General features: G+C 73.2%; 22 protein-coding genes. 11 read left to right on the top strand and 11 right to left on the bottom strand.

Annotated elements, in window-relative coordinates:
* Positions 1-19: 19 nt before the first annotated feature.
* Complete coding sequence (locus ACZ4AA_RS06285) at positions 20-1,720, top strand: hypothetical protein (protein WP_467596274.1); 1,701 nt, start codon at positions 20-22, stop codon at positions 1,718-1,720.
* A 30-nt stretch (positions 1,721-1,750) separates the two neighbouring features.
* Here ACZ4AA_RS06285 and ACZ4AA_RS06280 read toward each other — a convergent pair whose 3' ends face one another.
* The 4 genes from ACZ4AA_RS06280 to ACZ4AA_RS06265 all read right to left on the bottom strand — a co-directional run bounded on the left by ACZ4AA_RS06280 (position 1,751) and on the right by ACZ4AA_RS06265 (position 6,342).
* The gene (locus ACZ4AA_RS06280) at positions 1,751-2,971 is read right to left on the bottom strand and encodes a hypothetical protein (RefSeq protein ID WP_467596271.1); all 1,221 of its coding nucleotides are present in this window, start codon (positions 2,969-2,971) and stop codon (positions 1,751-1,753) included.
* 196 nt (positions 2,972-3,167) lie between these two features.
* Positions 3,168-4,799: a phospho-sugar mutase gene (locus ACZ4AA_RS06275; RefSeq protein WP_467596267.1), complete on the bottom strand. Its 1,632-nt coding sequence runs from the start codon at positions 4,797-4,799 to the stop codon at positions 3,168-3,170.
* Positions 4,800-4,884: 85 nt separating this feature from the next.
* A complete protein-coding gene (locus tag ACZ4AA_RS06270) occupies positions 4,885-5,709 on the bottom strand; it encodes a purine-nucleoside phosphorylase (RefSeq protein ID WP_467596263.1) in 825 nt (274 codons plus the stop codon).
* A 195-nt stretch (positions 5,710-5,904) separates the two neighbouring features.
* A complete protein-coding gene (locus ACZ4AA_RS06265) occupies positions 5,905-6,342 on the bottom strand; it encodes a gamma-glutamylcyclotransferase family protein (protein WP_266762095.1) in 438 nt (145 codons plus the stop codon).
* A gap of 107 nt (positions 6,343-6,449) precedes the next feature.
* Between ACZ4AA_RS06265 and ACZ4AA_RS06260 the strand changes: the two genes are divergently transcribed.
* Together ACZ4AA_RS06260 and ACZ4AA_RS06255 are read left to right on the top strand one after the other, a co-directional pair.
* Entirely contained in the window at positions 6,450-7,898 is a 1,449-nt protein-coding gene (locus ACZ4AA_RS06260; RefSeq protein ID WP_467596259.1) for an NAD(P)H-quinone dehydrogenase, read from the top strand.
* A gap of 203 nt (positions 7,899-8,101) precedes the next feature.
* Positions 8,102-9,034: a DeoR/GlpR family DNA-binding transcription regulator gene (locus ACZ4AA_RS06255; protein ID WP_467596255.1), complete on the top strand. Its 933-nt coding sequence runs from the start codon at positions 8,102-8,104 to the stop codon at positions 9,032-9,034.
* Between the two features lie 86 nt (positions 9,035-9,120).
* On the opposite strand, the gene ACZ4AA_RS06250 is transcribed toward ACZ4AA_RS06255, so the two are convergent.
* Positions 9,121-9,666 (bottom strand): TetR/AcrR family transcriptional regulator, encoded by a 546-nt coding sequence (locus ACZ4AA_RS06250; RefSeq protein WP_467597070.1) that lies wholly within the window; start codon positions 9,664-9,666, stop codon positions 9,121-9,123.
* Between the two features lie 344 nt (positions 9,667-10,010).
* Complete coding sequence (locus ACZ4AA_RS06245) at positions 10,011-11,783, bottom strand: acetyl/propionyl/methylcrotonyl-CoA carboxylase subunit alpha (RefSeq protein ID WP_467596252.1); 1,773 nt, start codon at positions 11,781-11,783, stop codon at positions 10,011-10,013.
* Positions 11,784-12,136: 353 nt separating this feature from the next.
* Between ACZ4AA_RS06245 and ACZ4AA_RS06240 the strand changes: the two genes are divergently transcribed.
* On the top strand, positions 12,137-12,844 hold the full coding sequence (locus ACZ4AA_RS06240) for a hypothetical protein (protein WP_467596249.1): 708 nt from the start codon (positions 12,137-12,139) through the stop codon (positions 12,842-12,844).
* Between the two features lie 66 nt (positions 12,845-12,910).
* Here the strand turns inward: ACZ4AA_RS06240 and ACZ4AA_RS06235 are convergent, their stop codons facing one another.
* From ACZ4AA_RS06235 to ACZ4AA_RS06220, 4 genes are all read right to left on the bottom strand, one after another.
* Positions 12,911-13,531 (bottom strand): Maf family protein, encoded by a 621-nt coding sequence (locus ACZ4AA_RS06235; protein ID WP_467596244.1) that lies wholly within the window; start codon positions 13,529-13,531, stop codon positions 12,911-12,913.
* Positions 13,532-13,628: 97 nt separating this feature from the next.
* Positions 13,629-13,757, bottom strand: coding sequence for a morphogenic membrane protein MmpB (gene mmpB / locus ACZ4AA_RS06230; RefSeq protein ID WP_467596239.1), 129 nt, complete (start codon positions 13,755-13,757; stop codon positions 13,629-13,631).
* A 192-nt stretch (positions 13,758-13,949) separates the two neighbouring features.
* Positions 13,950-14,159 (bottom strand): acyl-CoA carboxylase epsilon subunit, encoded by a 210-nt coding sequence (locus ACZ4AA_RS06225; protein ID WP_467596236.1) that lies wholly within the window; start codon positions 14,157-14,159, stop codon positions 13,950-13,952.
* 31 nt (positions 14,160-14,190) lie between these two features.
* Positions 14,191-15,783, bottom strand: a complete 1,593-nt coding sequence (locus tag ACZ4AA_RS06220) for an acyl-CoA carboxylase subunit beta (RefSeq protein WP_467596232.1) — start codon at positions 15,781-15,783, stop codon at positions 14,191-14,193.
* 195 nt (positions 15,784-15,978) lie between these two features.
* On the opposite strand from ACZ4AA_RS06220, the gene ACZ4AA_RS06215 reads away from it, so the two are divergent.
* Both ACZ4AA_RS06215 and ACZ4AA_RS06210 read left to right on the top strand, forming a co-directional pair.
* Positions 15,979-16,848, top strand: a complete 870-nt coding sequence (locus ACZ4AA_RS06215; RefSeq protein WP_467596228.1) for a biotin--[acetyl-CoA-carboxylase] ligase — start codon at positions 15,979-15,981, stop codon at positions 16,846-16,848.
* 463 nt (positions 16,849-17,311) lie between these two features.
* Positions 17,312-18,682: an adenylate/guanylate cyclase domain-containing protein gene (locus ACZ4AA_RS06210; RefSeq protein WP_467596225.1), complete on the top strand. Its 1,371-nt coding sequence runs from the start codon at positions 17,312-17,314 to the stop codon at positions 18,680-18,682.
* Between the two features lie 10 nt (positions 18,683-18,692).
* Here the strand turns inward: ACZ4AA_RS06210 and ACZ4AA_RS06205 are convergent, their stop codons facing one another.
* Positions 18,693-19,286: a hypothetical protein gene (locus tag ACZ4AA_RS06205; protein WP_467596222.1), complete on the bottom strand. Its 594-nt coding sequence runs from the start codon at positions 19,284-19,286 to the stop codon at positions 18,693-18,695.
* Between the two features lie 769 nt (positions 19,287-20,055).
* On the opposite strand from ACZ4AA_RS06205, the gene ACZ4AA_RS06200 reads away from it, so the two are divergent.
* The 5 genes from ACZ4AA_RS06200 to ACZ4AA_RS06180 all read left to right on the top strand — a co-directional run bounded on the left by ACZ4AA_RS06200 (position 20,056) and on the right by ACZ4AA_RS06180 (position 24,820).
* Positions 20,056-20,478, top strand: a complete 423-nt coding sequence (locus ACZ4AA_RS06200; protein WP_467596218.1) for a hypothetical protein — start codon at positions 20,056-20,058, stop codon at positions 20,476-20,478.
* 184 nt (positions 20,479-20,662) lie between these two features.
* Positions 20,663-21,490 (top strand): enoyl-CoA hydratase/isomerase family protein, encoded by an 828-nt coding sequence (locus ACZ4AA_RS06195; RefSeq protein WP_467596213.1) that lies wholly within the window; start codon positions 20,663-20,665, stop codon positions 21,488-21,490.
* Positions 21,491-21,575: 85 nt separating this feature from the next.
* On the top strand, positions 21,576-22,730 hold the full coding sequence (locus ACZ4AA_RS06190) for a GGDEF domain-containing protein (protein WP_467596209.1): 1,155 nt from the start codon (positions 21,576-21,578) through the stop codon (positions 22,728-22,730).
* A 123-nt stretch (positions 22,731-22,853) separates the two neighbouring features.
* Complete coding sequence (hutH, locus tag ACZ4AA_RS06185) at positions 22,854-24,392, top strand: histidine ammonia-lyase (RefSeq protein ID WP_467597067.1); 1,539 nt, start codon at positions 22,854-22,856, stop codon at positions 24,390-24,392.
* Between the two features lie 224 nt (positions 24,393-24,616).
* Entirely contained in the window at positions 24,617-24,820 is a 204-nt protein-coding gene (locus tag ACZ4AA_RS06180; protein ID WP_055556530.1) for a cold-shock protein, read from the top strand.
* Positions 24,821-24,849 lie beyond the last annotated feature (29 nt).

The raw sequence follows: 24,849 nt of genomic DNA, 5'->3' as shown, positions 1-24,849 counted from the left end.
TCCGAGTTCCAGGGAAACGATGAACACCGACGTCCGGCGGACCCTGCCCGCCACCGCGATACCCGACGGCTGCCTTCCCTGGAGCACGGAGCACACCCTGCGCTGGACGCGGGTGCTGCCACCGGTCTGGACGTCCGTGCAACGGCTCGGGCCGCGCAACCTGAAGCTGGCCCTGCTCTGCGGCGTACTGGCCGCCTTGGGACTGATCTCGGCCGGTGTGCCGCCCTACCTCGCGGCGGTGGCCGGTCTCCATCTCGTCTGGCTGCCGCTGCGGCCCGAGATCGTCCGGCTGTCGGCGCCGGCCCTGGCCCTGGCCGTCGTCGTCCTGCGGCCCGCGCCGGTCCTCCCCGTGGCCGCGGGCGCACTCCTGCTGACCGCGACCGCCCTGGCGGTCTCCCGCCTGCGACTCCGGGCCCGTGACCGGCAGCGGGACGCTGCCCTGGCCGCCTCGGGAGGCGTGACGGCACTCGTCCCGGACGCGGGCGGGCCGCTCCGGCGCGGCCGGTTCCTCTCCGGGCTCGGGACTCTCCTGATCCTGGCGGGCGTCCCGCTGATCGTCGCCGCCGGTGCGGGGGGCTTCACGGAGGGCCGGCAGGTGGTGGCAGGCGGCGGCTGCTTCGTGGCCGGGCTGGGCGTCACCGCGCTGCTCTCCGGGGGACTGGGCGGCCGGCGTGCCGCCGCCCTGCGTGCCGCCCCGGCGCCCGTCCTGCGCGTCCTGACGCGCGCGACCCGGCACGGCGACGCGAGGGTCTTCGCCGCGGACGACGTGGCGGGCCTGCGGCCGCTGTTCACCGTCGGCGTGGTCCCGCTGGACCACGCCAGGGACTACGAGGCGGACGACGTGGCGGACGCGACGGTGGACCTCGTGGCGGACGCGGCGGACATCGCGGGCCCGGGGGAGTCCGTGGACCCGCTCTTCGACGACCGGCCGGGACCGCTGCGGGAGGCCGTCCTGTACGGGGCTCCGTACGACGGCGCCGAGGTCGTGCTCGTCAGCGCCGCGCCGGAGTCCGGCGACCCGCCGGTGGCGGAACGGTCGTCCGGGCCCGTACGCCCGGTGCCGGAGAGCACCGTGCGGCGACGGCTCGGGCAGGCGAAGCGGGCGGCGGCCCGCAGGGCGGCGGACGACGCACGGCACGACGGCCTGGTGGCGGCCGCGCTCCTGATGACGGCCGTGCCCGTACGCCGCTGGCGCGCGGGCGGGGTGGACCGGCTGGCCGGCCTCCTGATGGCGGCGTGCGGCATCTCGATGTACTGGGCCTTCGGGGACGGGGTCTCCGGCCTCTGGCAGGGGATCGTCGCCGCCCTCGTCACCCTGTACGGAGCCTTCCGCGTCCCCGTGAAGCTGTGCTGGCGGATCACCGCTGACCGGACCGGGCTCTGGCTGAACGGTCTGCGCGGGACCACCCACATCCCGTGGGACGACGTCCGCTCGGCCCGCCGGGAGGCCCTGGAGCTCAAGCTGCGCTGGGGCGCCGCCGGGTCCTGGACGGTCTCCGCGCCCCGCTGGGCCTGGCTCCAGCGCCGGCGCGGTGTGACCCACCCGCACGACGCCCTGGCCGCCGAGGTGACCGCCATGCGCACCGACCCCGCCCTGCGCCCCACGGGCGACAGCGAGGAGCGGGAGCGGGGGCGCCCCCTGTGGCCGCTGGCGGTGCCGTTCGTCCTGGTGTGGCTGACGGCGGTGACGGCCCTTCTGACGGGGCTCCCACACTGGTGAGCCCCATCAGGCGCGGCCCGCGGACACGACCTAGGGCGCGCTCGGCCACACCAGGACCATGTACGCCCCGCAGTACGCCGATCCGAGCACGGCGGCGGTGAGGAACAGGGCCCGGAAGCGGAGCGAGGCCCGGGTCAGGTGCAGGGCGAGAGGGAGCAGCAGCGGGAAGCCGGGAAGCAGGAAGCGGGCCCGGGGGAAGTAGACGCCACCGCTGCCGAGGACGATCAGCAGCAGGACCCCGGAGAACACGAGCAGGGGCACCGGCTGGCGGTCCCCGGCCGAGAGCGCGTACAGCGCCACCGACGCCAGCAGGGTCGCGGTCACCATGATCAGGAACAGTTCCGGCGACGAGTTCTGCGCCAGGACCTCCCGCAGCCGGCGCACGGTCTCCGCGCCGCCGTCCCACTCGTTGTGCCACAGCCGCTGTACGGCGAAGTAGCCGTCCCAGCGGCCCAGCCTGAGGCCCACCCAGCCGACGTACGCGAGCCAGCCCGCCGGGGCCAGGACGGCCGCCGCCGGGGCCCGGACCGTGAAACCCCGGCGCAACGACAGCAGCGCGGTCACGGCGACCGCGGCGGCCACCGCGACACCGGTGGGCCGGGTCAGTCCGGCGAGCGCCGCCAGCGAGGCGGCCCACAGGAGCCGGCCGGTGAGGACCGCGTACAGCGCCCAGGCGGCGAACGCCGTGAACAGCGACTCCGTGTAGCCCATCCACTGGACCAGACCCACCGGCAGCGCCGCCCACAGCACGGTCAGCAGGACACCCACGCGGCGGCCGTGCAGATGGCTGCCCACCGCGTGGACACCCCACGCGGCGAGGAACGAGCACACGACCGCGATCGCAAGCCCGGTCGAGGCGCGCGAGCCGGGGGTCAGGGCGGCGGCCGCCTTCACCAGGACCGGGTAGAGCGGGAAGAAGGCCAGGCTGTTCGCGTCGAACGCCGTGCCCAGATGACGGGCGTAGCCGTGGTCGGCGATCCCGAGGTACCAGACGGCGTCCCACTGGGACGCCAGGATCGGCCAGACGCCGTGATGTCTGCGGTGGGCCCAGACGGCGAGCGTGAGCAGTCCGGCGAGGCGGACGGCCGCGTAGGCGAGGAGGGCGGGGGCCGCGTGCCGCAGACGGGCACGGACCACGGCGAGGAGACCGGCCGCGCCGGGTGCGCGCCGGGCGGCCGGGACGCCGGGGACGCTCCCGCCCGGGGTACTGCGGGGCGGGGCGGACGTCGGCCGGGAGGCGGTCGAGGGCACGCGGCGGCTCCTGGGACTCGATGGTGCGCTGCCGGTAACCGTTCCTCGGTCGTCCGGTGGCGCACGGGAGCGCTGCGTCAACTGCCGTGCGGAAATCACCCGTAAGAAGGGTGGATGTGCATGTCAGGGCCCCGGTGGGAGGCGGCGGACGGGCCGTCCCCCACCGGGGCCCTGGAACAGAGGTGAACGGCCGCGGTCAGATGCCGGCCGCGGCCGACAGGTCCCGCTTGATCGCCGTCAGCAGCCCGGCCGCCTTCGCGTGGGCCTCCGGGAGCGCGTCGTGCCCGCCGACGGGCACCACGACCTCCAGGTAGCACTTCAGCTTGGGCTCGGTGCCGCTCGGCCGGACGATGACCCGGGCGCCGTCCAGCGTGTAGCGCAGGCCGTCCGTGGGCGGCAGCCTGTCCGTCCCCCGGGTCAGGTCCTCGGCGCTGGTGACGGCGAGGCCCGCGAGCTCCGTGGGCGGCCGCTCGCGCAGCCGGCGCATGGCGTCCGAGATGACCGAGAGGTCCTCCACCCGCACCGAGAGCTGGTCGGTGGCGTGCAGCCCGTAGGCGACGGCGATGTCGTCGAGCAGATCGAGCAGGGTCCGGCCCTGCTCCTTCAGCTCCGAGGCCAGCTCGGTGACCAGGAGGGCGGCGGTGATGCCGTCCTTGTCGCGCACGCCGTCGGGGTCGACGCAGTAGCCGAGCGCCTCCTCGTAGCCGAACCGCAGTCCCTCGACGCGGGCGATCCACTTGAAGCCGGTCAGCGTCTCCTCGTACGGCAGCCCCGCGCCCTCGGCGATCCGGCCGAGCAGGGAGGAGGAGACGATCGACTCGGCGAAGACACCGCGCACGCCCCGGCGTACCAGGTGCTCGGCGAGCAGCGCTCCGACCTCGTCCCCGCGCAGCATGCGCCAGTCGGCGCCGGACCTCACGGCCACGGCGCACCGGTCGGCGTCCGGGTCGTTGGCGATGATCAGGTCGGGTTCCGCCGCGCGGGCCGCCGCGAAGGCGAGGTCCATCGCGCCGGGCTCCTCCGGGTTGGGGAAGGCCACGGTCGGGAAGTCCGGGTCGGGCTCGGCCTGCTCGGCGACGAGCACCGGCTCGGGGAACCCGGCCCGCGCGAAGGCGGCGAGCAGCACGTCCTTGCCGACGCCGTGCATGGCCGTGTACACCGTGCGGGCGGTGCGCGGCGAGCCCTCGGCGAGGACGGCGTCCGTACGGGCCAGATAGGCGTCGAGGACGCTCTCGTCGAGGGTCTCCCAGCCGGAGTCCGGGCGGGGCACGTCGGCGAGCGCGCGGACCGCGTCGATCTCGGCGGCGATCTCCGCGTCGGCCGGCGGGACGATCTGCGAACCGTCGCCGAGGTAGACCTTGTAGCCGTTGTCCCGGGGCGGGTTGTGGCTGGCGGTGACCTCCACGCCCGCGACCGCGCCGAGATGCCGTATGGCGTAGGCGAGGACGGGAGTGGGCAGCGGCCGGGGCAGGACCGCGGCGCGCAGGCCCGCGCCCGTCATCACGGCCGCCGTGTCCCGGGCGAAGTCCGCGGACTTGTGGCGGGCGTCGTAGCCGATCACCACGAGGCCGCCGGCCCGGCCCTGGGCCTTGAGGTACGCGGCGAGTCCGGCCGCGGCCCGGATGACCACGGAGCGGTTCATCCGCATCGGTCCCGCGCCGAGCTCACCGCGCAGTCCCGCGGTGCCGAACTGGAGCGTGCCGCTGAAACGGGCGGTCAGCTCCGTGACGTCCTCGGCCTCGACGAGCTTGGCCAGTTCGGCACGGGTCTCCGCGTCGGGGTCCTCGGCCAGCCACGCCTTGGCCCGCGCGATGAGTTCGTCCTGCACCTGGGGTGCACCTCTCTCTTCGGTCGTACGGTTCCGTGTGCCCGGGTCGTCACGCCCCCGGCGCCGGGGGCGGACACGCCGTCGCCTACAGACGATCCAGCACCTGGGTCAGAAGTTCCCCCATGCGCGCGGCCGAGTCGCGGCCGGCCTGGAGGACTTCCTCGTGGTTGAGGGGCTCGCCCGTCATGCCGGCGGCGAGGTTGGTGACGAGGGAGATGCCGAGCACCTCGGCGCCCGCCTCGCGCGCGGCGATGGCTTCGAGGGTCGTCGACATGCCCACGAGGTCGGCGCCGATGACACGGGCCATCCGGATCTCGGCGGGCGTCTCGTAGTGCGGGCCGGGGAACTGGGCGTAGACGCCCTCCTCCAGGGAGGGGTCGACCTCCTTGCACAGCGCGCGCAGCCGCGGCGAGTACAGGTCGGTGAGGTCGACGAAGTTCGCGCCGACGATCGGCGAGGTGGCCGTCAGGTTGATGTGGTCGCTGATCAGCACGGGCTGACCGGGGCGCATGCCCGCGCGCAGACCGCCGCAGCCGTTGGTGAGCACGATGGTCTTGCAGCCGGCGGCGACGGAGGTGCGGACCCCGTGCGCGACGGCGGCGACCCCGCGGCCCTCGTAGAAGTGGGTGCGGCCGAGGAAGACCAGGGCGCGCTTGTCGCCGATCCGGTACGAGCGGACCCTGCCGCCGTGTCCCTCGACCGCGGGCGCCGGGAAGCCGGGCAGCTCGGTGACCGGGAAGTCGGCCTCGGGGGTGCCGAGGGCGTCCACGGCCGGAGCCCAGCCGGAGCCCATCACGAGGGCGACGTCGTGGGTCTCGGCGCCCGTCAGCTCACGCAGGCGCGTGGCGGCGGCGTCGGCGGCGGCGTGGGGGTCGCCCTGGATGTCGTCCGGAAGAAGAGATGCGTTCACGCGCAAGAGCGTAGCCGGTCCGGGCCTACGCGCGTAGATGACGGAGCTCACGGTCTTGCGATCGTTGTCTTGTCGTTTCCGACGAACGGGTGAGGAGCGAGGGCGTCGAGAGGGTGCCCTCGCGACGGAGCGAGACGGGCGGGCGGGTGGGGAAAACCGCCGCTGAGCGGCGTGGCGCGGTGGCGTGGGCTCGGCTCAGCAGGGCCGCTTGCGGAGCTCCATGACGTAGTCGTGGGGTGCCCCCGCCGACTCGGCGGCGTCCGCCAGCTCGCCCAGATAACGCGCCGAGGGCAGTCCCCCCTCGTACCCGTTCAGCACGTAGACCCACGCCGGCTCCTCACCCTCCAGGGTGTGCACGCGTACACGCATCCGGCGGTAGACGTCGAGGCCGACGCCCTCCCAGCGGTCCATGGAGTCCTCGTCCAGCGGCGCGATGTCGTACAGCGCCACGAAGACCTGGGACCGCGGCGCCTCGACGATGGTCGCGAGCGCCCCCTCCCAGCCCATGTGCTCGCCGCCGAAGGTCAGCCGCCAGCCGTTCAGCCAGCCCGTGGCGCGCAGCGGCGAATGCGGGGCGCGGCGCGTCATGAGCCGCGGGTCGAGATTGCCGGCGTATGCGGCGTAGAGCGACATGGGGTCGAGGGTACGGCAGCGGCACGGGGGCCTCTCGCGTAACAAAGTGGCTCGGATGCCCCGGTCTCGGGGCCCCTGGGCGGAAGCACCTTGAAGCGTGCGGGACAATGGAGTACGTGACTCGGATCGTGATCATCGGTGGCGGACCCGGCGGATATGAAGCGGCGCTGGTTGCCGCGCAGCTCGGCGCGGAGGTGACCGTCGTCGACTGCGACGGTCTGGGCGGGGCGTCGGTGCTCACCGACTGCGTGCCGTCGAAGACTCTCATCGCCACGGCCGAGGTGATGACGACGTTCGACTCCTCCTACGAGGAGCTGGGGATCATCGTCGCCGACGACACTCCTCCCCTGGAGCAGGCGGCCAGGGTGGTCGGTGTCGACCTCGGCAAGGTCAACCGCCGTGTGAAGCGCCTCGCGCTCGCCCAGTCGCACGACATCACCGCCTCGGTGACCCGCGCCGGCGCCCGTGTCCTGCGCGGACGCGGACGGCTGGAGGGAATGCAGTCCCTGGACGGCTCCCGCAAGGTCGTCGTCAGCGCGGCGGACGGCACGGAGGAGACCCTCACCGCCGACGCCGTGCTCATCGCCACCGGCGGGCACCCGCGCGAGCTGCCGGACGCGCAGCCCGACGGCGAGCGCATCCTGAACTGGACCCAGGTCTACGACCTCGACGAGCTTCCCGAGGAGCTCATCGTGGTCGGCTCCGGTGTCACCGGTGCCGAGTTCGCCGGTGCCTACCAGGCGCTCGGCTCCCGCGTCACCCTCGTCTCCAGCCGTGACCGCGTGCTGCCGGGCGAGGACCCGGACGCCGCCGCGGTCCTGGAGGACGTCTTCCGCCGCCGCGGCATGAACGTCATGGCCCGTTCCCGCGCCGAGTCCGCCAAGCGGGTGGGCGACCGGGTCGAGGTCACGCTCTCCGACGGCCGGGTCATCAGCGGCACGCACTGTCTGATGGCCGTCGGCGCGATCCCGAACAGCAGCGGGATGGGCCTGGAGGAGGCCGGCGTCAAGGTCCGCGACTCCGGGCACATCTGGACCGACAAGGTCTCGCGCACGACCGCCCCGGGCGTGTACGCGGCCGGTGACGTGACCGGCGTCTTCGCCCTCGCGTCCGTCGCCGCCATGCAGGGCCGTATCGCCATGTACCACTTCCTCGGTGACGCGGTGGCCCCGCTGAACCTGAAGACGGTCTCCTCGAACGTCTTCACCGACCCCGAGATCGCCACCGTCGGCTACAGCCAGGCGGACGTCGACGCGGGCAAGATCGACGCCCGGGTCGTGAAGCTGCCGCTGCTGCGCAACCCGCGCGCCAAGATGCAGGGCATCCGCGACGGCTTCGTCAAGATCCTCTGCCGTCCCGGCACCGGCATCGTGGTCGGCGGTGTGGTCGTCTCCCCGCGCGCCTCGGAGCTGATCCATCCCATCTCGATCGCGGTCGACAACAATCTGACGGTCGAACAGATCGCGAACGCGTTCACCGTGTACCCGTCCCTGTCCGGCTCGATCGCCGAGGTGGCACGACAGCTGCACACCCGAAAGACCGCGGGCGAGGGCTGACACCTTCCGGCGACTCCCCGCTGGTCAAGGGGAGTTGGTGACGGCGCGCACGGCAGGAGCGGCGCGAGTGGGCACGTATACCACTGAGCACCCTGCCATGCGAACAACTTCTGTTATTCGGCGCAAACTGCTGAAAGCAGACGGTCGTTGGGGTTACTGTCAGTTTCGTGTTCGCTGCAGAACGTCGCCAATTGATCCTCGAAATGGTGCGAGCGAACGGGGCCGTGTCGCTCCGTGAGCTCGCCCGCGTCGTCCAGACCTCCGAAGTGACCGTACGGCGGGACGTGCGCGCGCTGGAGGCAGAAGGACTCCTCGACCGCCGGCACGGCGGTGCGGTATTGCCGGGCGGGTTCACGCGGGAGTCCGGCTTTCCGCAGAAATCGCATCTCGCGACCGCCGAGAAGACGGCCATCGCCGATCTCGCCGCGGGTCTCGTCGAAGAGGGCGAGGCCATCGTGGTGGGTGCGGGTACCACCACGCAGGAGCTGGCCCGCCGGCTCGCTCGGGTGCCCGGACTGACCGTCGTCACCAACTCCCTGCTGGTGGCCCAGGCGTTGGCCCATGCCAACCGCGTGGAGGTCGTGATGACCGGCGGCACCCTGCGCGGTTCCAACTATGCCCTGGTCGGCTCGGGTGCGGAGCAGTCCCTGCAAGGGCTGCGCGTGTCCCGGGCGTTCCTCTCCGGGAGCGGTCTGACCGCCGAGCGCGGACTCTCCACGTCCAACATGCTCTCGGCGTCCGTGGACCGTGCTCTCGTCCAGGCGGCCGCCGAGGTGGTGGTCCTCGCCGACCACACCAAGCTCGGGACGGACACCATGTTCCAGACCGTGCCGACCGACCTCGTCACCCGCCTGGTGACGGACGAGCCGCCCGCCCACGACGACCGCGCGGCCACCGAACTCCAGGCCCTGGCCGATCAGGGGGTGCAGATCGCGGTGGCCGGGTCATCGGCGTCGGGCGGCGCTGGAGGGGATCCCCTCCCGTCCGGGCGCCAGCCGCGTCGGGAGGTGCCTCTTCCGGGCCCGCGCCGCGGCCAGGTGGTCCCGGGCTCGGGACCGCAACTACGCAGCGCGACGGTCATGGGGGACCAGCCCCCGGCCGAGAGGGCGCGCGTGGCCGATCTTCGACGTCGCTGAGCGGCGCCGGTGGCGTGGTGCCGCCGGCCGGGTTCCGCACCGGCCGTCCGGCCGGGGCCCGTTGACGGCACCGGGGACCGGGTCGGTCACGGCTTCAGGCCGCGCAGTGTCAGATTCAGCAGGCGGTCCGCCAGCGCGGGGTCGTCCGCGGACTCCTCCGCGGCCAGCGCGATGGCGTTGGTCAGCTGGAGCAGATCACCGATCGAGACGTCGGGGCGTACGGAACCCGATGTCTGGGCGCGGAGCAGCAGGGCGCTGCCCGCCTCACGCATCGGGCCATTGCACCGGGCGAGGTGTGAACCCTCGTCCCGCGAGGCCGACATGAGGGCACGGGCGAGCCCTCGGTACTCACCCGCGTGCGTGATGATCTCGCGCAGCCACTGCACCAGGGCGGTGCACGGCTGCGGCGCGTCGAGCAGCTCACGCGAGCGGGCCAGCAGATCGCTCACGGCCTCCTCGAAGACCGCGCTCATCAGGGCGTGCCGATTCGGGAAGTGCCGGTACAGCGTGCCGATGCCGACGCCCGCGCGCCGGGCCACGTCCTCCAGGGACGTGTCCGTGCCGTGCTCGGCGAACGCGGAGCGCGCCTCGGCGAGCAGCCGTCCGTGGTTGCGCCGGGCGTCCGCACGCATCACGCGCGGAGCTCCCGGACCGCGGACGGGCTCCGACGTCCCGGTCCGCTCCCTCGCGGTCGCGCCCGCCATGGCTTCCACCTGCCCTCTCCCGCCGCCCGGTTGCGCTCCAGGATGCCACCGGCGGCATCCGGGCGGACGCTCCCGGTCTCCGCGCCGGACGGCTCGAAGCATCATCGACGGTTGCGCGGACGGGGGGCCGGGCGCCGTCGCGCCCGGGACGCACTCCCCGCGCGCAGGCGCCCGGCGGGCCGTTCCGTACGCGGAAGCGCCCGGCGACCGCAGACACGGTTCGCCGGGCGCTTCCGTACGCCGAGGGACGGGTGTGTCACCCGTCCGCGTGCTCAGTCCTTGATCTCGCAGATGGGGGCGCCGGACGTCACGGAGGCGCCCACCTCCGCGCTCAGGCCCTTGACGGTGCCGGAGCGGTGCGCGTTCAGGGGCTGTTCCATCTTCATGGCTTCCAGGACGACGATCAGATCGCCTTCCTTGACCTCCTGGCCCTCCTCGACGGCCACCTTGACGATGGTGCCCTGCATCGGGGAGGCGAGGGTGTCGCCCGAGGCGACCGGGCCGGACTTCTTCGCGGCCCGGCGCTTGGGCTTGGCGCCCGCGGCCAGACCGGTGCGGGCCAGCGACATGCCCAGCGAGACGGGCAGCGAGACCTCCAGGCGCTTGCCGCCGACCTCGACGACCACCGTCTCGCGGCCGGGCTCGTCGTCGGTCTCGGCGTCGGCCGGGGCGGCGAACGGCTTGATCTCGTTGACGAACTCCGTCTCGATCCAGCGGGTGTGGACCGTGAACGGGTCGGCGGAGCCGGTCAGCTCGGGGGCGAACGCCGGGTCCTCGACCACCGCGCGGTGGAAGGGGATCGCGGTCGCCATGCCCTCGACCTGGAACTCGGCCAGGGCGCGGGCGGCCCGCTGGAGGGCCTGCTGCCGGGTGGCGCCGGTGACGATCAGCTTGGCGAGCAGGGAGTCCCAGGCCGGGCCGATGACGCTGCCGGACTCGACGCCCGCGTCCAGGCGGACACCGGGACCGGTCGGCGCCGAGAAGGCCGTGACCGTGCCCGGGGCGGGCAGGAAGTTGCGGCCGGGGTCCTCGCCGTTGATGCGGAACTCGATGGAGTGCCCGCGCAGTTCGGGATCGCCGTAGCCCAGTTCCTCGCCGTCGGCGATACGGAACATCTCGCGGACCAGGTCGATGCCGGCGACCTCCTCGGTGACCGGGTGCTCGACCTGGAGACGGGTGTTGACCTCCAGGAAGGAGATCGTGCCGTCCTGGCCGACCAGGAACTCCACGGTTCCCGCGCCGACGTAGCCGGCCTCCTTCAGGATCGCCTTGGAGGACGCGTACAGCTCCGCCACCTGCGCCTCGGACAGGAAGGGGGCGGGAGCCTCCTCGACGAGCTTCTGGTGGCGGCGCTGGAGCGAGCAGTCACGGGTGGAGACGACGACCACGTTGCCGTGGCTGTCGGCCAGGCACTGGGTCTCGACGTGGCGGGGCTTGTCGAGGTAGCGCTCCACGAAGCACTCGCCGCGACCGAAGGCCGCGACCGCCTCGCGTACCGCCGACTCGTACAGCTCCGGCACCTCTTCCAGGGTCCGGGCGACCTTAAGACCGCGCCCGCCGCCACCGAAGGCGGCCTTGATCGCGATCGGCAGACCGTGCTGCTCGGCGAACGCGACGACCTCGTCGGCACCCGAGACCGGGTCCGGGGTGCCGGCCACCAGCGGCGCGCCCGCGCGCTGCGCGATGTGCCGGGCGGCGACCTTGTCACCGAGGTCGCGGATCGCCTGCGGCGGCGGACCGATCCAGATCAGCCCCGCGTCGAGCACGGCCTGGGCGAAGTCCGCGTTCTCCGAAAGGAAGCCGTAACCCGGATGGATGGCATCCGCGCCCGAGTCCTTGGCGGCCTGAAGCACCTTGCCGAAGTCCAGGTAACTGGAGGCCGGGGTGTCACCGCCCAGCGCGAACGCCTCGTCCGCCGCACGGACATGCAGAGCGTCCCGGTCCGGTTCCGCATACACGGCAACGCTCGCGATCCCGGCATCCCGACATGCTCGGGCCACGCGGACAGCGATTTCGCCACGGTTGGCGATGAGCACCTTGCGCACGATGGCTCCCTCCTTGAAAACAAGCCGAGTTTAGGGACAGCCAACACGACGTTTCGAGCTGTCCCCAGTGGTGAGCTTGCCCACACGGAGCGTGATACGAGGCTCGCCCTACCCGCGAAATCCCTTGTCGTGCCAAGGCACGTGGGAATCCTTCCCTGAACCCTAGCCCTCCTGTGTGGCCAAGGTCTCTGTGACTCCGTGCTGCGGCCCACAACGATTCTTTGTCGAGTCCCTACGAATGGCCCAATGATTCTTTGCCCTTGACGGAACCCTTGTCCCTGGGTTTACCCGTTAGTAGCGTTCGCGATGTCCAGAACGTACTTGGGGTAACAGCGCGGAAGTGGGTGGGGCCGGTGGTGCGCAGACCGCTGGTGTGGGTGGCGGCGATCGTGCTCTTGGTGGAGGCCGTGGGCATCGCCCTCCTCAACTGGTACCTGGGCATGGTCGTGGACCGCCAGGACATGTCGATGGCGGGCCTCGACTCCGACATGATGGCGCGGTCGTCGAAGATCGGCGGCCTGGTCTTCGGCCTCTACTTCCTGGCGTGTGCCGTGGCGGCCCTGCTGGTCGCGCTCCGGCAGCGACCCCCGGGTCTCCTCGGGCGTGTCCTGCTGATCAGCGCCGCCGTGGTGCACGCCCTGCTCGGCGCCTTCACGGTGGGTCTGGTGGGCTGGCGCGCCTTCGCCTTCATGATGGTCGGGTTCGCGTTGACCGTGTTCACCCTCCTGGCGTACGACGGCCGGGAGACGGGCCCCGTCGACGCCGCGCCGGAGACCGGCGGGGCGGGTGACGGCGAGGGGGACGCGGCCGAGGAGGACACGGGTCCGGGCGAGGCCGCCACCGCGGGGAGCGCGAGCCCCGCCGAGGAACCCGCCCCCGCGGGGCGTGTCGGCCTGGAGAAGAACTCCGGCGCGACGGGTGCCGAGGCCGAGGGCGCCGAGACGACGCATGCCGGGCCGGGGGGTGCCGCGACGACGGGTGCCGTGGCTACGGCTGCCGAGCGGACGGACGCCGCCGAAGAGGAGGCCATGGCCGTGGCGTCGGCTCCCGCCGCCTCCTGACGGCCGCGCCGGCCCCCGGGCCACGGCGCGATCGCTCGCGCCGTGGTCCCAGAGCGTGTCCGCGACCTAGGCCTCCTCGGGCGTCCACAACTCCGTGATGCCGACGCCCAGTTCGGCCAGTAGTCGGCGCACCAGCGGCAGCGAGATGCCGATCACGTTGCCGTGGTCGCCGTCGATGCCCTCGATGAACGGGGCCGAGCGGCCGTCCAGGGTGAACGCGCCCGCCACGTGCAGGGGTTCGCCCGTGGCGACGTACGCGGCGATCTCCGCGTCCGTCGGCTCGCCGAAGCGGACCACGGTCGAGGCGATCGCGGACTCCCACCGCTTCTGCGCCGTGTCCCAGACACAGTGCCCCGTCTGGAGCGTGCCCGCCCGGCCGCGCATGGCCCGCCAGCGCGCGGTGGCCTCCTCGGCGTCCGCGGGCTTGCCGAGGGCCTGGCCGTCCAGGTCGAGCACGGAGTCGCAGCCGATCACCAGCGCGCCCTGGACCTCGGGCCGGGCCGCGACGACGGAGGCCTTCGCCTCGGCCAGCGCGAGGGCGAGTTCGGCGGGCGTGGGCGCGGTGACGGCGTCCTCGTCGAACCCGCTCACGATCACCTCGGGAGCGAGCCCTGCCTGCCGCAGCAGATTGAGCCGGGCGGGGGACTGTGAGGCGAGGACGAGACGGCGGCGCGGCTGATCGGTCATGTGATCAGGGTATCGGCGCCGATCGGCCCGTGCCTCGGCTGCCGTTCGGCGGGGCGCGGACGTGGGCACCGGCGCGTGAGGCGGGCGCCGGGTCCGCTCAGTGGACGCCGAGCAGGGTCATCGTGATCACCATGGCCACCGCGAGGAGAACGCCCAGGCGTCGCAACATGGCGTGCATGTCGCGGAACTCCTCCGGGGGTTCGTTCTCGGGGTCGGACCACAGCATGCTCCCGATCGTGCGACGGCCGGGCGGCCGGACGCCTGAGTACGCGTACTCAACTTGCGGGCATCCTGGGAAAACGGCACCGCCGCCGGCCCTGCCGTGGGCCGGCGGCGCTTTTCCTGACGGGCATCGGCGAAGTCCCCCCGTGGACAGGGTCCACGGGGGGATCTCCGGCGCTCGCGTCCTGACGCCGGGCTAGCCGGGCCAGTAGCTGCGGCCCCACGACGTGGGGCCCGGCTGCGGGAGCCGGTGCGCGGCGACGCGGGCGGGGTCGGACCAGGAGTCACGCGGCCCGGACGCGCCGGACGGGGCGGACGCCACCGCCGCGGCGCGTGCGCGGACCACCGCCAGTGCGGCGGCCAGCTCCTCCGGGGTCGGATTGCCCCGTACGACCTTGATCGTCATGTCTGCTCCCAGGATCCGGGTGTGCGGGGTTCTAGAGCGGGATGTTGCCGTGCTTCTTCGGAGGCAGGGACGCCCGCTTCGTCCGCAGCTGACGCAGGCCGCGTACGACGTGGGAGCGGGTCTGTGACGGCATGATCACGCCGTCGATGTAACCGCGCTCGGCCGCCGTGTACGGGTTCAGCAGCGTGTCCTCGTACTCCTGGATGAGCCGGGCCCTGGTGGCGTCCTGGTCCTCGGCGGCCGCGATGGTGCGGCGGTGCAGGATGTTCACCGCGCCCTGCGCGCCCATGACCGCGATCTGCGCGGTGGGCCAGGCGAGATTGAGGTCGGCGCCCAGGTGCTTGGAGCCCATGACGTCGTACGCGCCGCCGAAGGCCTTGCGGGTGATGATCGTGATCAGCGGGACGGTCGCCTCGGCGTACGCGTAGATCAGCTTGGCGCCGCGCCGGATGATGCCGGTGTGCTCCTGGTCGACGCCCGGGAGGAAGCCGGGCACGTCCACGAAGGTCAGGACGGGCACGTTGAAGGCGTCGCAGGTCCGCACGAACCGCGCGGCCTTCTCGCTCGCGTCGATGTCGAGGCACCCGGCGAACTGCATCGGCTGGTTGGCGACGATGCCGACCGGGTGGCCCTCGACCCGGCCGAAGCCGGTGAGGATGTTCGGCGCGAACAGCGACTGCGTCTCGAAGAACTCGGCGTCGTCCAGGACGTGTTCGATCACCGCGTGCATGTCGTACGGCTGGTTCGCGCTGTCCGGCACGATCGTGTCCAGCTCGCGGTCCTCGTCCGTGAGCGCGAGGTCCGCCTCCTCCGGGAACACCGGGGGCTCGCTGAGGTTGTTGGACGGCAGGTACGACAGCAGCTGCTTGACGTACTCGATGGCGTCCTTCTCGTCGCCCGCCATGTGATGGGCCACGCCCGACACGGCGTTGTGCGTCCGGGCACCGCCCAGCTCCTCGAAACCGACGTCCTCGCCCGTCACCGTCTTGATGACGTCGGGACCCGTGATGAACATGTGCGAGGTCTGATCGACCATCACCGTGAAGTCGGTGATGGCCGGGGAGTACACCGCGCCGCCCGCGCACGGGCCGACGACCAGGCTGATCTGCGGGACGACACCCGAGGCGTGCACGTTGCGGCGGAAGATCTCGCCGTACATGCCGAGAGCGCTCACGCCCTCCTGGATCCGGGCGCCACCCGAGTCGTTGATGCCGATGACCGGGCAGCCGGTCTTCAGCGCGAAGTCCATCGCCTTCATGATCTTCTGGCCGAAGACCTCGCCGAGAGCACCGCCGAACACGGTGAAGTCCTGGGAGAACACGGCGACCGGGCGGCCGTCGACCGTGCCGTAGCCGGTGACCACACCGTCGCCGTACGGGCGGTTCTTCTCCAGGCCGAAGTCGGTCGACCGGTGTCGCGCGAACTCGTCGAACTCGACGAAGGAACCGTCGTCCATGAGCAGTTCGATGCGCTCACGAGCCGTCAACTTGCCCTTGGCGTGCTGCTTTTCGACAGCGCGCTCCGAGCCGGCGTGCGTCGCTTCCTGGATACGGCGCTGAAGATCCGCGAGCTTGCCCGCGGTGGTGTGGATGTCGGGGTGGTGCAGCTCTTCCGGCTCGGACATCGGGATGCGGCTCCCTGCCTGATCTAAGGGGACGTGAGGGTGACTGCTCGGAAAACACGGCGCTCGGGGACGAGACGCCCGGAAACGGGATGCTCGGAAACGGGTGCTCAGAAGGGGGGCTTGCTACTCATCCGTAGCGTAGTGGCGGGCCTACCGATCGGCAGTGCGGCGTTTACCACACCTAGGCTGGGTTGCATGACGCCGCGAGATGCAGCAGACGCGAACGACAACCGGTGGTCCGACCTGGACCGCCCGCCGCTGAACGGGGCCGCCCTGCGCAGGGCGCTGGTCCGCGACGGCGGCCTGTGGCGCGACGTGGAGGTGGTGGACCGTACCGGTTCGACCAACACCGATCTGGCCGCCGTCGTCACCGGAGCGAAGGGGGCCGACGAGGGCACGGTCCTCGTCGCCGAGGAACAGAACGCCGGGCGCGGCCGCCTCGACCGCAGTTGGACGGCTCCCGCCCGCTCCGGCCTCTTCTTCTCCGTGGTCCTGAAACCCGTCGGAGTACCCGTCGAACGCTGGGGCTGGCTGCCGCTGCTCACCGGCGTCGCCGTCGCGACGGCGCTCTCGCGCTCCGCGGGCGTCGACACGGCGCTCAAGTGGCCCAACGACCTGCTGGTCACCGTGGACGGCGAGGAGCGCAAGGCCGGCGGCATCCTCGCCGAACGCGCGGGCTCCGACGCGGTCGTGGTCGGCATCGGCGTCAACGTCTCCCTGCGCGCCGACGAACTGCCCGTGCCCGGCGCCGGATCGCTGGCGCTCGCGGGTGCGACGACCACGGACCGTGACACCGTGCTGCGGGCCGTGCTCCGCTCCCTGGAGGAGTGGTACGGGCGCTGGCGCGACGCGGGCGGCGACCCGGTCGCCTCCGGCCTCCAGGAGACGTACGCGGCCGGTTGCGCGACGCTCGGGCGCGCGGTGCGGGCCGAACTGCCCGGCGGCCGGTCGGTCGTCGGGGAGGCGGTGGCCCTGGACGGAGACGGACGGCTGGTCATCGCGACCGCGGACGGCGCGCGGGAGCCGGTGGGCGCGGGGGATGTGGTGCACCTGCGCCCCGCGTGAGCCGGACCCGCGTGAGCCGCCCCGGCGACCGCTGACCCGCGTGGGTCGTCTGCCCTGCCGACTTGATGGCCCGCGCGGGGTGCCGGCCCTGTCGGCCCGTCGGCCCGCGTGAGCCGTCCGCCGCCTCCCGGTGCGTCCGGCCGGGACGGTCGGGGTTTCCGGGCGTCGTCCCCCGCCCGGTCGAACCTGCCTTCGGCCTTCGCGGGACCGGTTCCGGTGGGTGGCCGCCGGGGGCGTGAAGGGTGCGGTCCGGCGCGGTGGGCGGGAGAGGGCGCGCTGTCGCGCGGCGGGCGGGGTGAGGGTGTGGTCGGGTGAGGGGTGGGACGGCGTGCGGCCACGGGTGGTCCAGACCTTCGGCACCGTCCCTGGCCTCGGTCCCGCCATCGGGAGTGAGCCAGCGCACACCTGCCGTAGAGTTGAGCGCGGTCGAACCTGACCACGGCAGATCGGAAGGGCAGCAGGAGTGACCGTCGACGACACCGGCTCCGGCACGGGTGCCCATCCCGCCCCCGGCGGCGAGCCCGGCCGCAGCGCCGGGCCGGTCACGGACGCGACCGCCGCACGGGCCGCCGCGGACGGTGAGGCCCGGCAGGACGGCCGTCCCGACGCCGGGACCGGCTCCCGCCCGCAGGACCGCCCGGACCACCGCCCCGACGCGGGCGGCGACCTCGTCGAGGACGACCACGGCACAGCGGTCGGCGACACGCGAAGGGACGTCCGGCCCGACGCACGGCACGAGGCGAACGGCCGGGTGGACCCCCAGGCCGAGCCCGACTCCGGTGAGGACCCGCTCGCGCTGCGCCTGGAGGGGCTGATCCTCGGCGCCGAGCGGCGCTACACCCCGTTCCAGGCCGCCCGTAGCGCGGGCGTGTCCATGGAGCTGGCCTCCCGCTTCTGGCGCGCGATGGGCTTCGCGGACATCGGCCAGGCCAAGGCGCTGACCGAGGCCGACGTGCTCGCCCTGCGCCGCCTCGCCGGTCTCGTCGAGGCGGGCCTGCTGAGCGAGGCCATGGCCGTGCAGGTCGCCCGGTCCACCGGGCAGACCACCGCCCGTCTGGCCGAATGGCAGATCGATTCCTTCCTGGAGGGTCTGACCGAGCCCCCGGAGCCGGGGATGACCCGCACCGAGGTGACATACCCCCTGATCGAACTGCTCCTGCCCGAGCTGGAGGAGTTCCTCGTCTACGTCTGGCGCCGCCAGCTCGCCGCGGCCACCGGCCGGGTCGTGCAGGCGGCCGACGACGAGGAGATGGTCGACCGCCGGCTCGCCGTCGGCTTCGCCGACCTGGTCGGCTTCACCCGGCTGACGCGCCGCATGGAGGAGGAGGAACTCGGCGAGCTCGTCGAGGCCTTCGAGACCACCGCGGCGGACCTGGTGGCGGCCCACGGCGGCCGGCTCATCAAGACCCTCGGCGACGAGGTGCTCTACTCCGCGGACGACGCCGGCGTCGCCGCCGAGATCGCGCTGCGGCTCATCGAGACCATGGCCAACGACGAGACGATGCCCGAACTGCGCGTCGGCATCGCCTTCGGCACGGTCACCACCCGGATGGGCGACGTGTTCGGCACGACCGTGAACCTGGCGAGCCGGCTCACGTCGATAGCGCCGCGCGACGCCGTCCTCGTCGACGGTGCCCTGGCCGAGGAACTGACCCGCACCGGTGACGCGCCCGCCTCCGAGGCGGAGGCCGCCGAGGCCGCGGCCGCCGCGGAGAAGGAGGGCGAGGAGCCCCCCTCGTACCGCTTCGCGCTCCAGCCGATGTGGCAGCGGCCCGTGCGCGGGCTCGGCGTCATCGAGCCCTGGCTGCTGGCCCGCCGCTCCGACGAGTCGTAGCACCCCCCGGTCACTGTTCGTCCTGGCCGGGTGAGAGCAACCCGTTCACACAGATCCCCACGATCGGTACGCACACGTCCGGCGGCCGGTGGGACGGCGCTGACGTGGCCGGGGCCGGGGACGGGGTGTGCCGGGGTGCCTCGGCGGTCGGGGTGGCCGCCGGTGTCGGCCGGGCGGCGGGCGGTGTCGTCACGGGAGCCGTGGGGATGCCGGTGGTGCCCGGTGCCGCCGTGGCGGGGTGCTCACCGCGGGCCGCGGGGATCGCCGCCGCGGAGCTCGCGACCGGCGCCGGGATCCGGTCCGTGTCCGAGGTGGGCGCCGGGCTCGTCCCGCCCATCGCGGGGCTCGCCGGTGCGGCTCCCGCCCCCGTGGGCGAGGGCATGGCCGCGACGGTGGGGACGGCGTCGCCCGCCGTGTCGTTGTCGGTGGCCGTCGCGACGGGGTCGGCCTCCGCGTTCCCGCCGGCCGTGCCCCCGGTCACCGCGTCCGGTGTCATCCGGGCGAGGGTCAGCACCCCCGCGGCGAGCGCGAGCCCGCCCGCGGCGAAGAGCACCCGGCGCCGACGGGGCTTGCGGTGCCGGCCCCGGACGGTACGCAGCCGCACCGGCGCGGTCTCGTCCCCACCGGGCTCGTACGGGCTTCCGTGCGCGCCGGCCGACCGCGGCGGCGGAACGATCCCTCGCGCGGCACCGCCGGTCGCGCCCGAAGCCTCCCGAACGCCCACACCGGTCGCGCCCACTGCCCCTCGAACGCCCGCATCGGTTGCGCCCGACGCCTCCCGAACGCCCACGGCGGTCGCGCCCACCGCCTCCCGAACGCCCGCACCGGTTGAGCCCACTGCCCCTCGAACGCCGGCACCGGCTGCGCCCGACGCCTCCCGAACGCCGGCACCGGTTGCGCCCGACGCCCCTCGGACGCCCGCACCCGCTGCGGCCTCCGCCGCGGTCGGCTTCGGCTCGGTCTCCGCGCCCTGGGGGCTCGTGACCCCGAGCGCCCTGGTCCCGGTGCCCGACGCAGGAATACGCGCCGCAGCCGCGGCCGCGGGCGCCCCGGCCTCGGCCCGCCGAGCCCCCGCCGCGACGGATTCCGCGCCTCGGACGGCGGTCGTGTCACCGGCCGCGCGCTTCTCGGCCCGGGCCTCCGGCTCCTGCGCGTCAGCCGAGACTCGGGCGTTCCGTGACCCAGCCCCGGATTCCGTCGTGTTCGCGTTCGCCGTGATGGTGGCCTCGCCCGTGGCCGCGGCGGATTCCGCCTCGCGGGCGTCGTGCGCCCCGGCCTGCGGAGCACGAGCGCCCGTCGCGGCACCGGCCGTTCGGGGCTGGGTCGCGGTTGTCGTCGCGCGGGTCCCCGTCTCCTGGACGTCTGCCGCGAGCGTGCCCTCACGTGCTCCGGTCCTTGCTCCGGTCTCGCGTGTCGTCCCGTTCGTCGTGGCCGCCGCGGACCCGGTCGCGGGGGCCCAGGCCTTCGCGGCCCGCTCCGGCGCGGTCCCGGGCTTCCCGATGGCGGCGTCCGCCCGCTTCCTGGCGTCCGCCAGGGTCGCGCCCATCCCCGCCGTGGGCGTCCTCACGGCGGCCGCGTCCCGCAGCGTCGGGGCGGGCATCGCCTTGCTGAGCGGTGTGACGCGGATCCATCCGTCGTCCGCCGGAGCCGGCGAGGTGCCGGGCGAGGTGTCCGGGGCGGTGACCTCGGAGGCCGTCCTCTGGGCCGGCGGTCGCGTGAGTGCGGTGCGTCGGCCCGGCCGGGTGCCGGCGGCCTGCGGTGTCTCGCGGTTCGTCATGGTCGTCCCTCCCCGGTGAGCCGGTGTCCCTGATGCGCTGCGGCGGTGCGCAGGTTATGCACGGTGTGAGAGCGCGGAAACGAAGTTGGGCGCCATGTCACTCGAACGAGGACATACGGCTGGAGGGCACGGCTTTCGCCCGACGGTCCGGGCTGCGATGATCGGGTCATCGATTGTTAACCCGCGTTAACCGGGAGGGTGTCATGGCGGAGCAAGAGGCGGAGCGGTCGGCGGAGCCGGCCGAGCGCAGGTTCGGGGAGTTCGTGGCCGTGCGGCGCCACGGACACGTCGCCGAGCTCGTCCTCGACCGGCCCAAGGCCATGAACGCCGTGTCCACGGACATGGCGCGCTCGATCGCCGGCGCCTGCGAGGCACTCGCCGCCGACCGGGACGTACGTGTCGTGGTGCTGACCTCCACCCACGAGCGCGCCTTCTGCGTCGGCGCCGACCTGAAGGAGCGCAACTCCTTCACCGACGCCGACCTGGTACGACAGCGGCCCCTCGCGCGATCCGCGTACACCGGGGTCCTGGAACTGCCGATGCCGACCGTCGCCGCCGTGCACGGCTTCGCGCTGGGCGGCGGGTTCGAGCTGGCGCTGTCCTGCGACCTGATCGTGGCCGACCGTTCGGCCGTGGTCGGGCTGCCCGAGGTGTCCGTCGGCGTGATTCCCGGAGGCGGCGGCACGCAGCTGCTGCCGCGCCGGGTTGGGGCCGCGCGCGCCGCCGAGCTCATCTTCTCGGCACGCCGTCTGGAGGCCGCCGAGGCGCGGGAGTTGGGTCTGGTGGACGAGCTGGTCGAGGCCGGGCAGGACCGGGCCGAAGCACTCGCCCTGGCCGCCCGTATCGCCGCGAACTCCCCGGTCGGGCTGCGGGCCGCCAAGCGGGCCCTGCGCCTCGGCCACGGACTCGACCTGCGCGCCGGTCTGGAGGTCGAGGACGCGGCCTGGCGGTCCGTCGCCTTCTCCGGTGACCGGGCGGAAGGCGTCGCCGCCTTCAACGAGAAGCGCAGGCCGGAGTGGCCGGGGGAGTAGCCCACGGGGCCCGCGCTCGTACGCCCGTACCCCTGTTCGCCCCACCGATGTCCCAAATGCGGGCAAATATACCTAGCCTGGGATGATGGGTGAGGACAGTCGGCTGAGGGCCGTGGTGACGCTGGCGCAGGGCATGGCGGCGGCGCACACCCCCCGGGAGTCGTGGCGGGCCGCGGCGCTCGGCGCGTGTCACGCGCTGGCCGGGAGCTTCGCCGCGCTCTCCGTGTGGGAGCGCGAGCTCGGCCGGCTGCGGGTGCTGGTCAATGTGGGCGACCGCGCGCCGGACGAGGAGGAGTTCCCCGAGGGGGAGGCCTATCCGGTGCACCAGTTCCCGGAGATCGCCGAGTTCCTGCACGAGCGCTGGGCGGGCGGCGGCGAACCCAACGCCTGGGTCGAGACCGCCGACGGCCCGGCGGCCGGGCCCGCCGGGTACTGCCACCAGCGCGTGGCGGCTCTGCGCAGGCGGGGCCGCGGCTGCTGCGTCGTCGCGCCCGTCGTGCTGCACGGACGGGCGTGGGGCGAGCTCTACGTGGCCCGCCCGGCCGGAGTCCCCGTCTTCGGCCCGCAGGACGCCGACTTCGCGACCGTCCTCGCCTCTGTCGTCGCCGCCGGGATCGCCCAGACCGAGCGTCTGGAGGAGGCCCGGCGCCTCGCGTACACCGACTCCCTGACCGGACTCGCCAACCGCCGCGCCGTGGACGTACGGCTGGACGAGGCGGTCGAGCGGCACCGGGAGGACGGTGTCGTGGTCAGTCTCGTCGTCTGCGACCTCAACGGGCTCAAGCGCGTCAACGACACCCTCGGGCACGCCGTCGGCGACCGGCTCCTCGAACGGTTCGGGTCGGTGCTCTCGCTCTGCGGGGCCATGCTCCCCGGCACCCTCGCGGCGCGGCTGGGCGGTGACGAGTTCTGTCTGCTCGCGGTGGGCCCGAAGGCGGACGACGTGGTCCGTATCGCCGGTGAACTCTGCGTCCGCGCGGCCGAGTTGGAGTTCGGGGAGGGAGTGGCGTGCGGGGTCGCCTCGACCGGGGACCCGATCGGACCCGTACGGTCGGCGCGCCGGCTGTTCCGGCTGGCGGACGCGGCCCAGTACCGGGCGAAGGCCGTCCGTGCCGCGAAGCCCGTGGTCGCCGGGCGCGAGGGTCCCGACGACCCGGTCGTACGGCTCGCGGACGCGCCCCCGCCCACGGCGGGCGAACGCCGCAGGTTCCGCGGCCGCCACGACCGGCCCCGTGCGTGACGGCCCGTGCGTGATCGTGGCCGACGCCGGTCCGGCCGTTGTGACGTACGCCGGAGTAAGGGGTCAACCCGCCACCCACTAGTGACATCAAGGAATTCACTGCGTACGCTCCTGAATATGGATATGCACACTGTGGTGGTGGGGACGTCCGGAGTGACCGCGTCCGACGTTCTCGCCGTGGCGCGCGAAGGCGCCCGGATCGAGCTCTCCGGCGAGGCGGTGGCGGCCCTGGCCGCGGCCCGCGCGATCGTGGACGCGCTGGCCGCGAAGCCGGAGCCCGTCTACGGCGTCTCCACCGGTTTCGGCGCCCTGGCCAGCCGGCACATCAGCCCGGAGCTGCGCGCCCAGTTGCAGCGCAACATCGTCCGCTCGCACGCCGCCGGCATGGGTCCGCGCGTCGAGCGCGAGGTCGTCCGCGCGCTGATGTTCCTGCGGCTCAAGACCGTCTGCTCCGGGCACACCGGCGTGCGGCCCGAGGTCGCGCAGACCATGGCGGACATCCTGAACGCGGGCATCACCCCCGTCGTGCACGAGTACGGCTCGCTCGGCTGCTCCGGCGACCTTGCGCCGCTGTCCCACTGCGCCCTGACCCTGATGGGCGAGGGTGACGCCGAAGGCCCCGACGGCGTCGTGCGGCCCGCCGGCGAACTGCTCGCCGAGGCCGGCATCACCCCCGTCGAGCTGCGCGAGAAGGAGGGCCTCGCCCTGCTCAACGGCACCGACGGCATGCTCGGCATGCTGGTCATGGCCCTCGCCGACCTGGAGGCGCTCTACAAGTCGGCCGACGTCACCGCCGCGCTGTCCCTCGAAGCGCTCCTCGGCACCGACAAGGTCCTCGCCCCCGAGCTGCACGCCATCCGCCCGCACCCCGGCCAGAGCGCCAGCGCCGCCAACATGCTGGCCGTGCTGAAGGGTTCGGAACTCACCGGCCACCACCAGGACGACGCCCCGCGCGTCCAGGACGCCTACTCCGTGCGCTGCGCCCCGCAGGTCGCGGGCGCCGGCCGGGACACCCTCGCGCACGCCCGCACGGTCGCCGAGCGCGAGCTGGCCTCCGCCGTAGACAACCCCGTCGTGCTGCCCGACGGCCGCGTCGAGTCGAACGGCAACTTCCACGGCGCCCCCGTCGCCTACGTCCTCGACTTCCTCGCCATCGCCGCCGCCGACCTCGGCTCGATCGCCGAGCGCCGCACCGACCGGCTGCTCGACAAGAACCGCAGCCACGGTCTGCCGCCGTTCCTCGCGGACGACGCCGGCGTCGACTCGGGTCTGATGATCGCCCAGTACACGCAGGCCGCTCTGGTCAGCGAGATGAAGCGGCTCGCCGTACCGGCCTCCGCCGACTCCATCCCCTCCTCCGCGATGCAGGAGGACCACGTCTCCATGGGCTGGTCGGCGGCGCGCAAGCTGCGCACCTCCGTCGACAACCTGACCCGGATCGTGGCCATCGAGCTGTACGCCGCCACCCGCGCGATCGAACTGCGCGAGGGCCTGACCCCGGCCCCGGCCTCGCGGGCGGTCATCGACGCGGTCCGCGCGGCCGGCGTCCAGGGCCCGGGCCCCGACCGCTTCCTCGCCCCCGACCTGGCGGCGGCGGACGCGTTCGTGCGCGCCGGCGGTGTCGTGGCCGCGGTGGAGCCGGTGACCGGCCCGCTCGCCTAGCCGAGTCGAACGCGTAGGGTGGGCCGGGTGTGTCCCGGCCCACACGGCTCTCCTCGCCCTCTGGTATCAGGGTGTGCTACTGTCTCATTGATACGTTTTTGGTACCCATTTACTTTGTGCGCCTGATCGGAATCCTCCGCAGGCGCGTTTTGTTTTACCGGCATCTCCGGCATTACCCGGTGCATCTCCGGATGGGGGCCCAACTACCTGTTCAGGAGAACAACATGGCTACTGGCACCGTGAAGTGGTTCAACTCGGAAAAGGGCTTCGGCTTCATCGAGCAGGACGGCGGCGGCCCGGACGTCTTCGCCCACTACTCGAACATCGCCAGCTCCGGTTTCCGTGAGCTCGTCGAGGGCCAGAAGGTCTCCTTCGAGGTCACGCAGGGCCAGAAGGGCCTCCAGGCGGAGAACATCGTTCCCGCCTAGTTCGAACGCGCTTTTCCAGAGCCGGGTCC

This window comes from Streptomyces sp. NPDC024698 (genome assembly GCF_055559015.1).
This window is presented reverse-complemented; position numbering and strand designations above follow the sequence as displayed.

Bases quoted from the DNA above. Each gene is read 5' to 3' on its own strand.
- ACZ4AA_RS06285 (WP_467596274.1), top strand. From the start codon at position 20: ATGAACACCGACGTCCGGCGGACCCTGCCCGCCACCGCGATACCCGAC.
- ACZ4AA_RS06265 (WP_266762095.1), bottom strand. From the start codon at position 6,342: ATGTCGCTCTACGCCGCATACGCCGGCAATCTCGACCCGCGGCTCATG.
- ACZ4AA_RS06260 (WP_467596259.1), top strand. From the start codon at position 6,450: ATGGAGTACGTGACTCGGATCGTGATCATCGGTGGCGGACCCGGCGGA.
- ACZ4AA_RS06255 (WP_467596255.1), top strand. From the start codon at position 8,102: ATGGTGCGAGCGAACGGGGCCGTGTCGCTCCGTGAGCTCGCCCGCGTC.
- ACZ4AA_RS06250 (WP_467597070.1), bottom strand. From the start codon at position 9,666: ATGCGTGCGGACGCCCGGCGCAACCACGGACGGCTGCTCGCCGAGGCG.
- ACZ4AA_RS06235 (WP_467596244.1), bottom strand. From the start codon at position 13,531: ATGACCGATCAGCCGCGCCGCCGTCTCGTCCTCGCCTCACAGTCCCCC.
- mmpB (WP_467596239.1), bottom strand. From the start codon at position 13,757: ATGCTGTGGTCCGACCCCGAGAACGAACCCCCGGAGGAGTTCCGCGAC.
- ACZ4AA_RS06225 (WP_467596236.1), bottom strand. From the start codon at position 14,159: ATGACGATCAAGGTCGTACGGGGCAATCCGACCCCGGAGGAGCTGGCC.
- ACZ4AA_RS06220 (WP_467596232.1), bottom strand. From the start codon at position 15,783: ATGTCCGAGCCGGAAGAGCTGCACCACCCCGACATCCACACCACCGCG.
- ACZ4AA_RS06215 (WP_467596228.1), top strand. From the start codon at position 15,979: ATGACGCCGCGAGATGCAGCAGACGCGAACGACAACCGGTGGTCCGAC.
- ACZ4AA_RS06195 (WP_467596213.1), top strand. From the start codon at position 20,663: ATGGCGGAGCAAGAGGCGGAGCGGTCGGCGGAGCCGGCCGAGCGCAGG.
- ACZ4AA_RS06190 (WP_467596209.1), top strand. From the start codon at position 21,576: ATGGGTGAGGACAGTCGGCTGAGGGCCGTGGTGACGCTGGCGCAGGGC.
- hutH (WP_467597067.1), top strand. From the start codon at position 22,854: ATGCACACTGTGGTGGTGGGGACGTCCGGAGTGACCGCGTCCGACGTT.
- ACZ4AA_RS06180 (WP_055556530.1), top strand. From the start codon at position 24,617: ATGGCTACTGGCACCGTGAAGTGGTTCAACTCGGAAAAGGGCTTCGGC.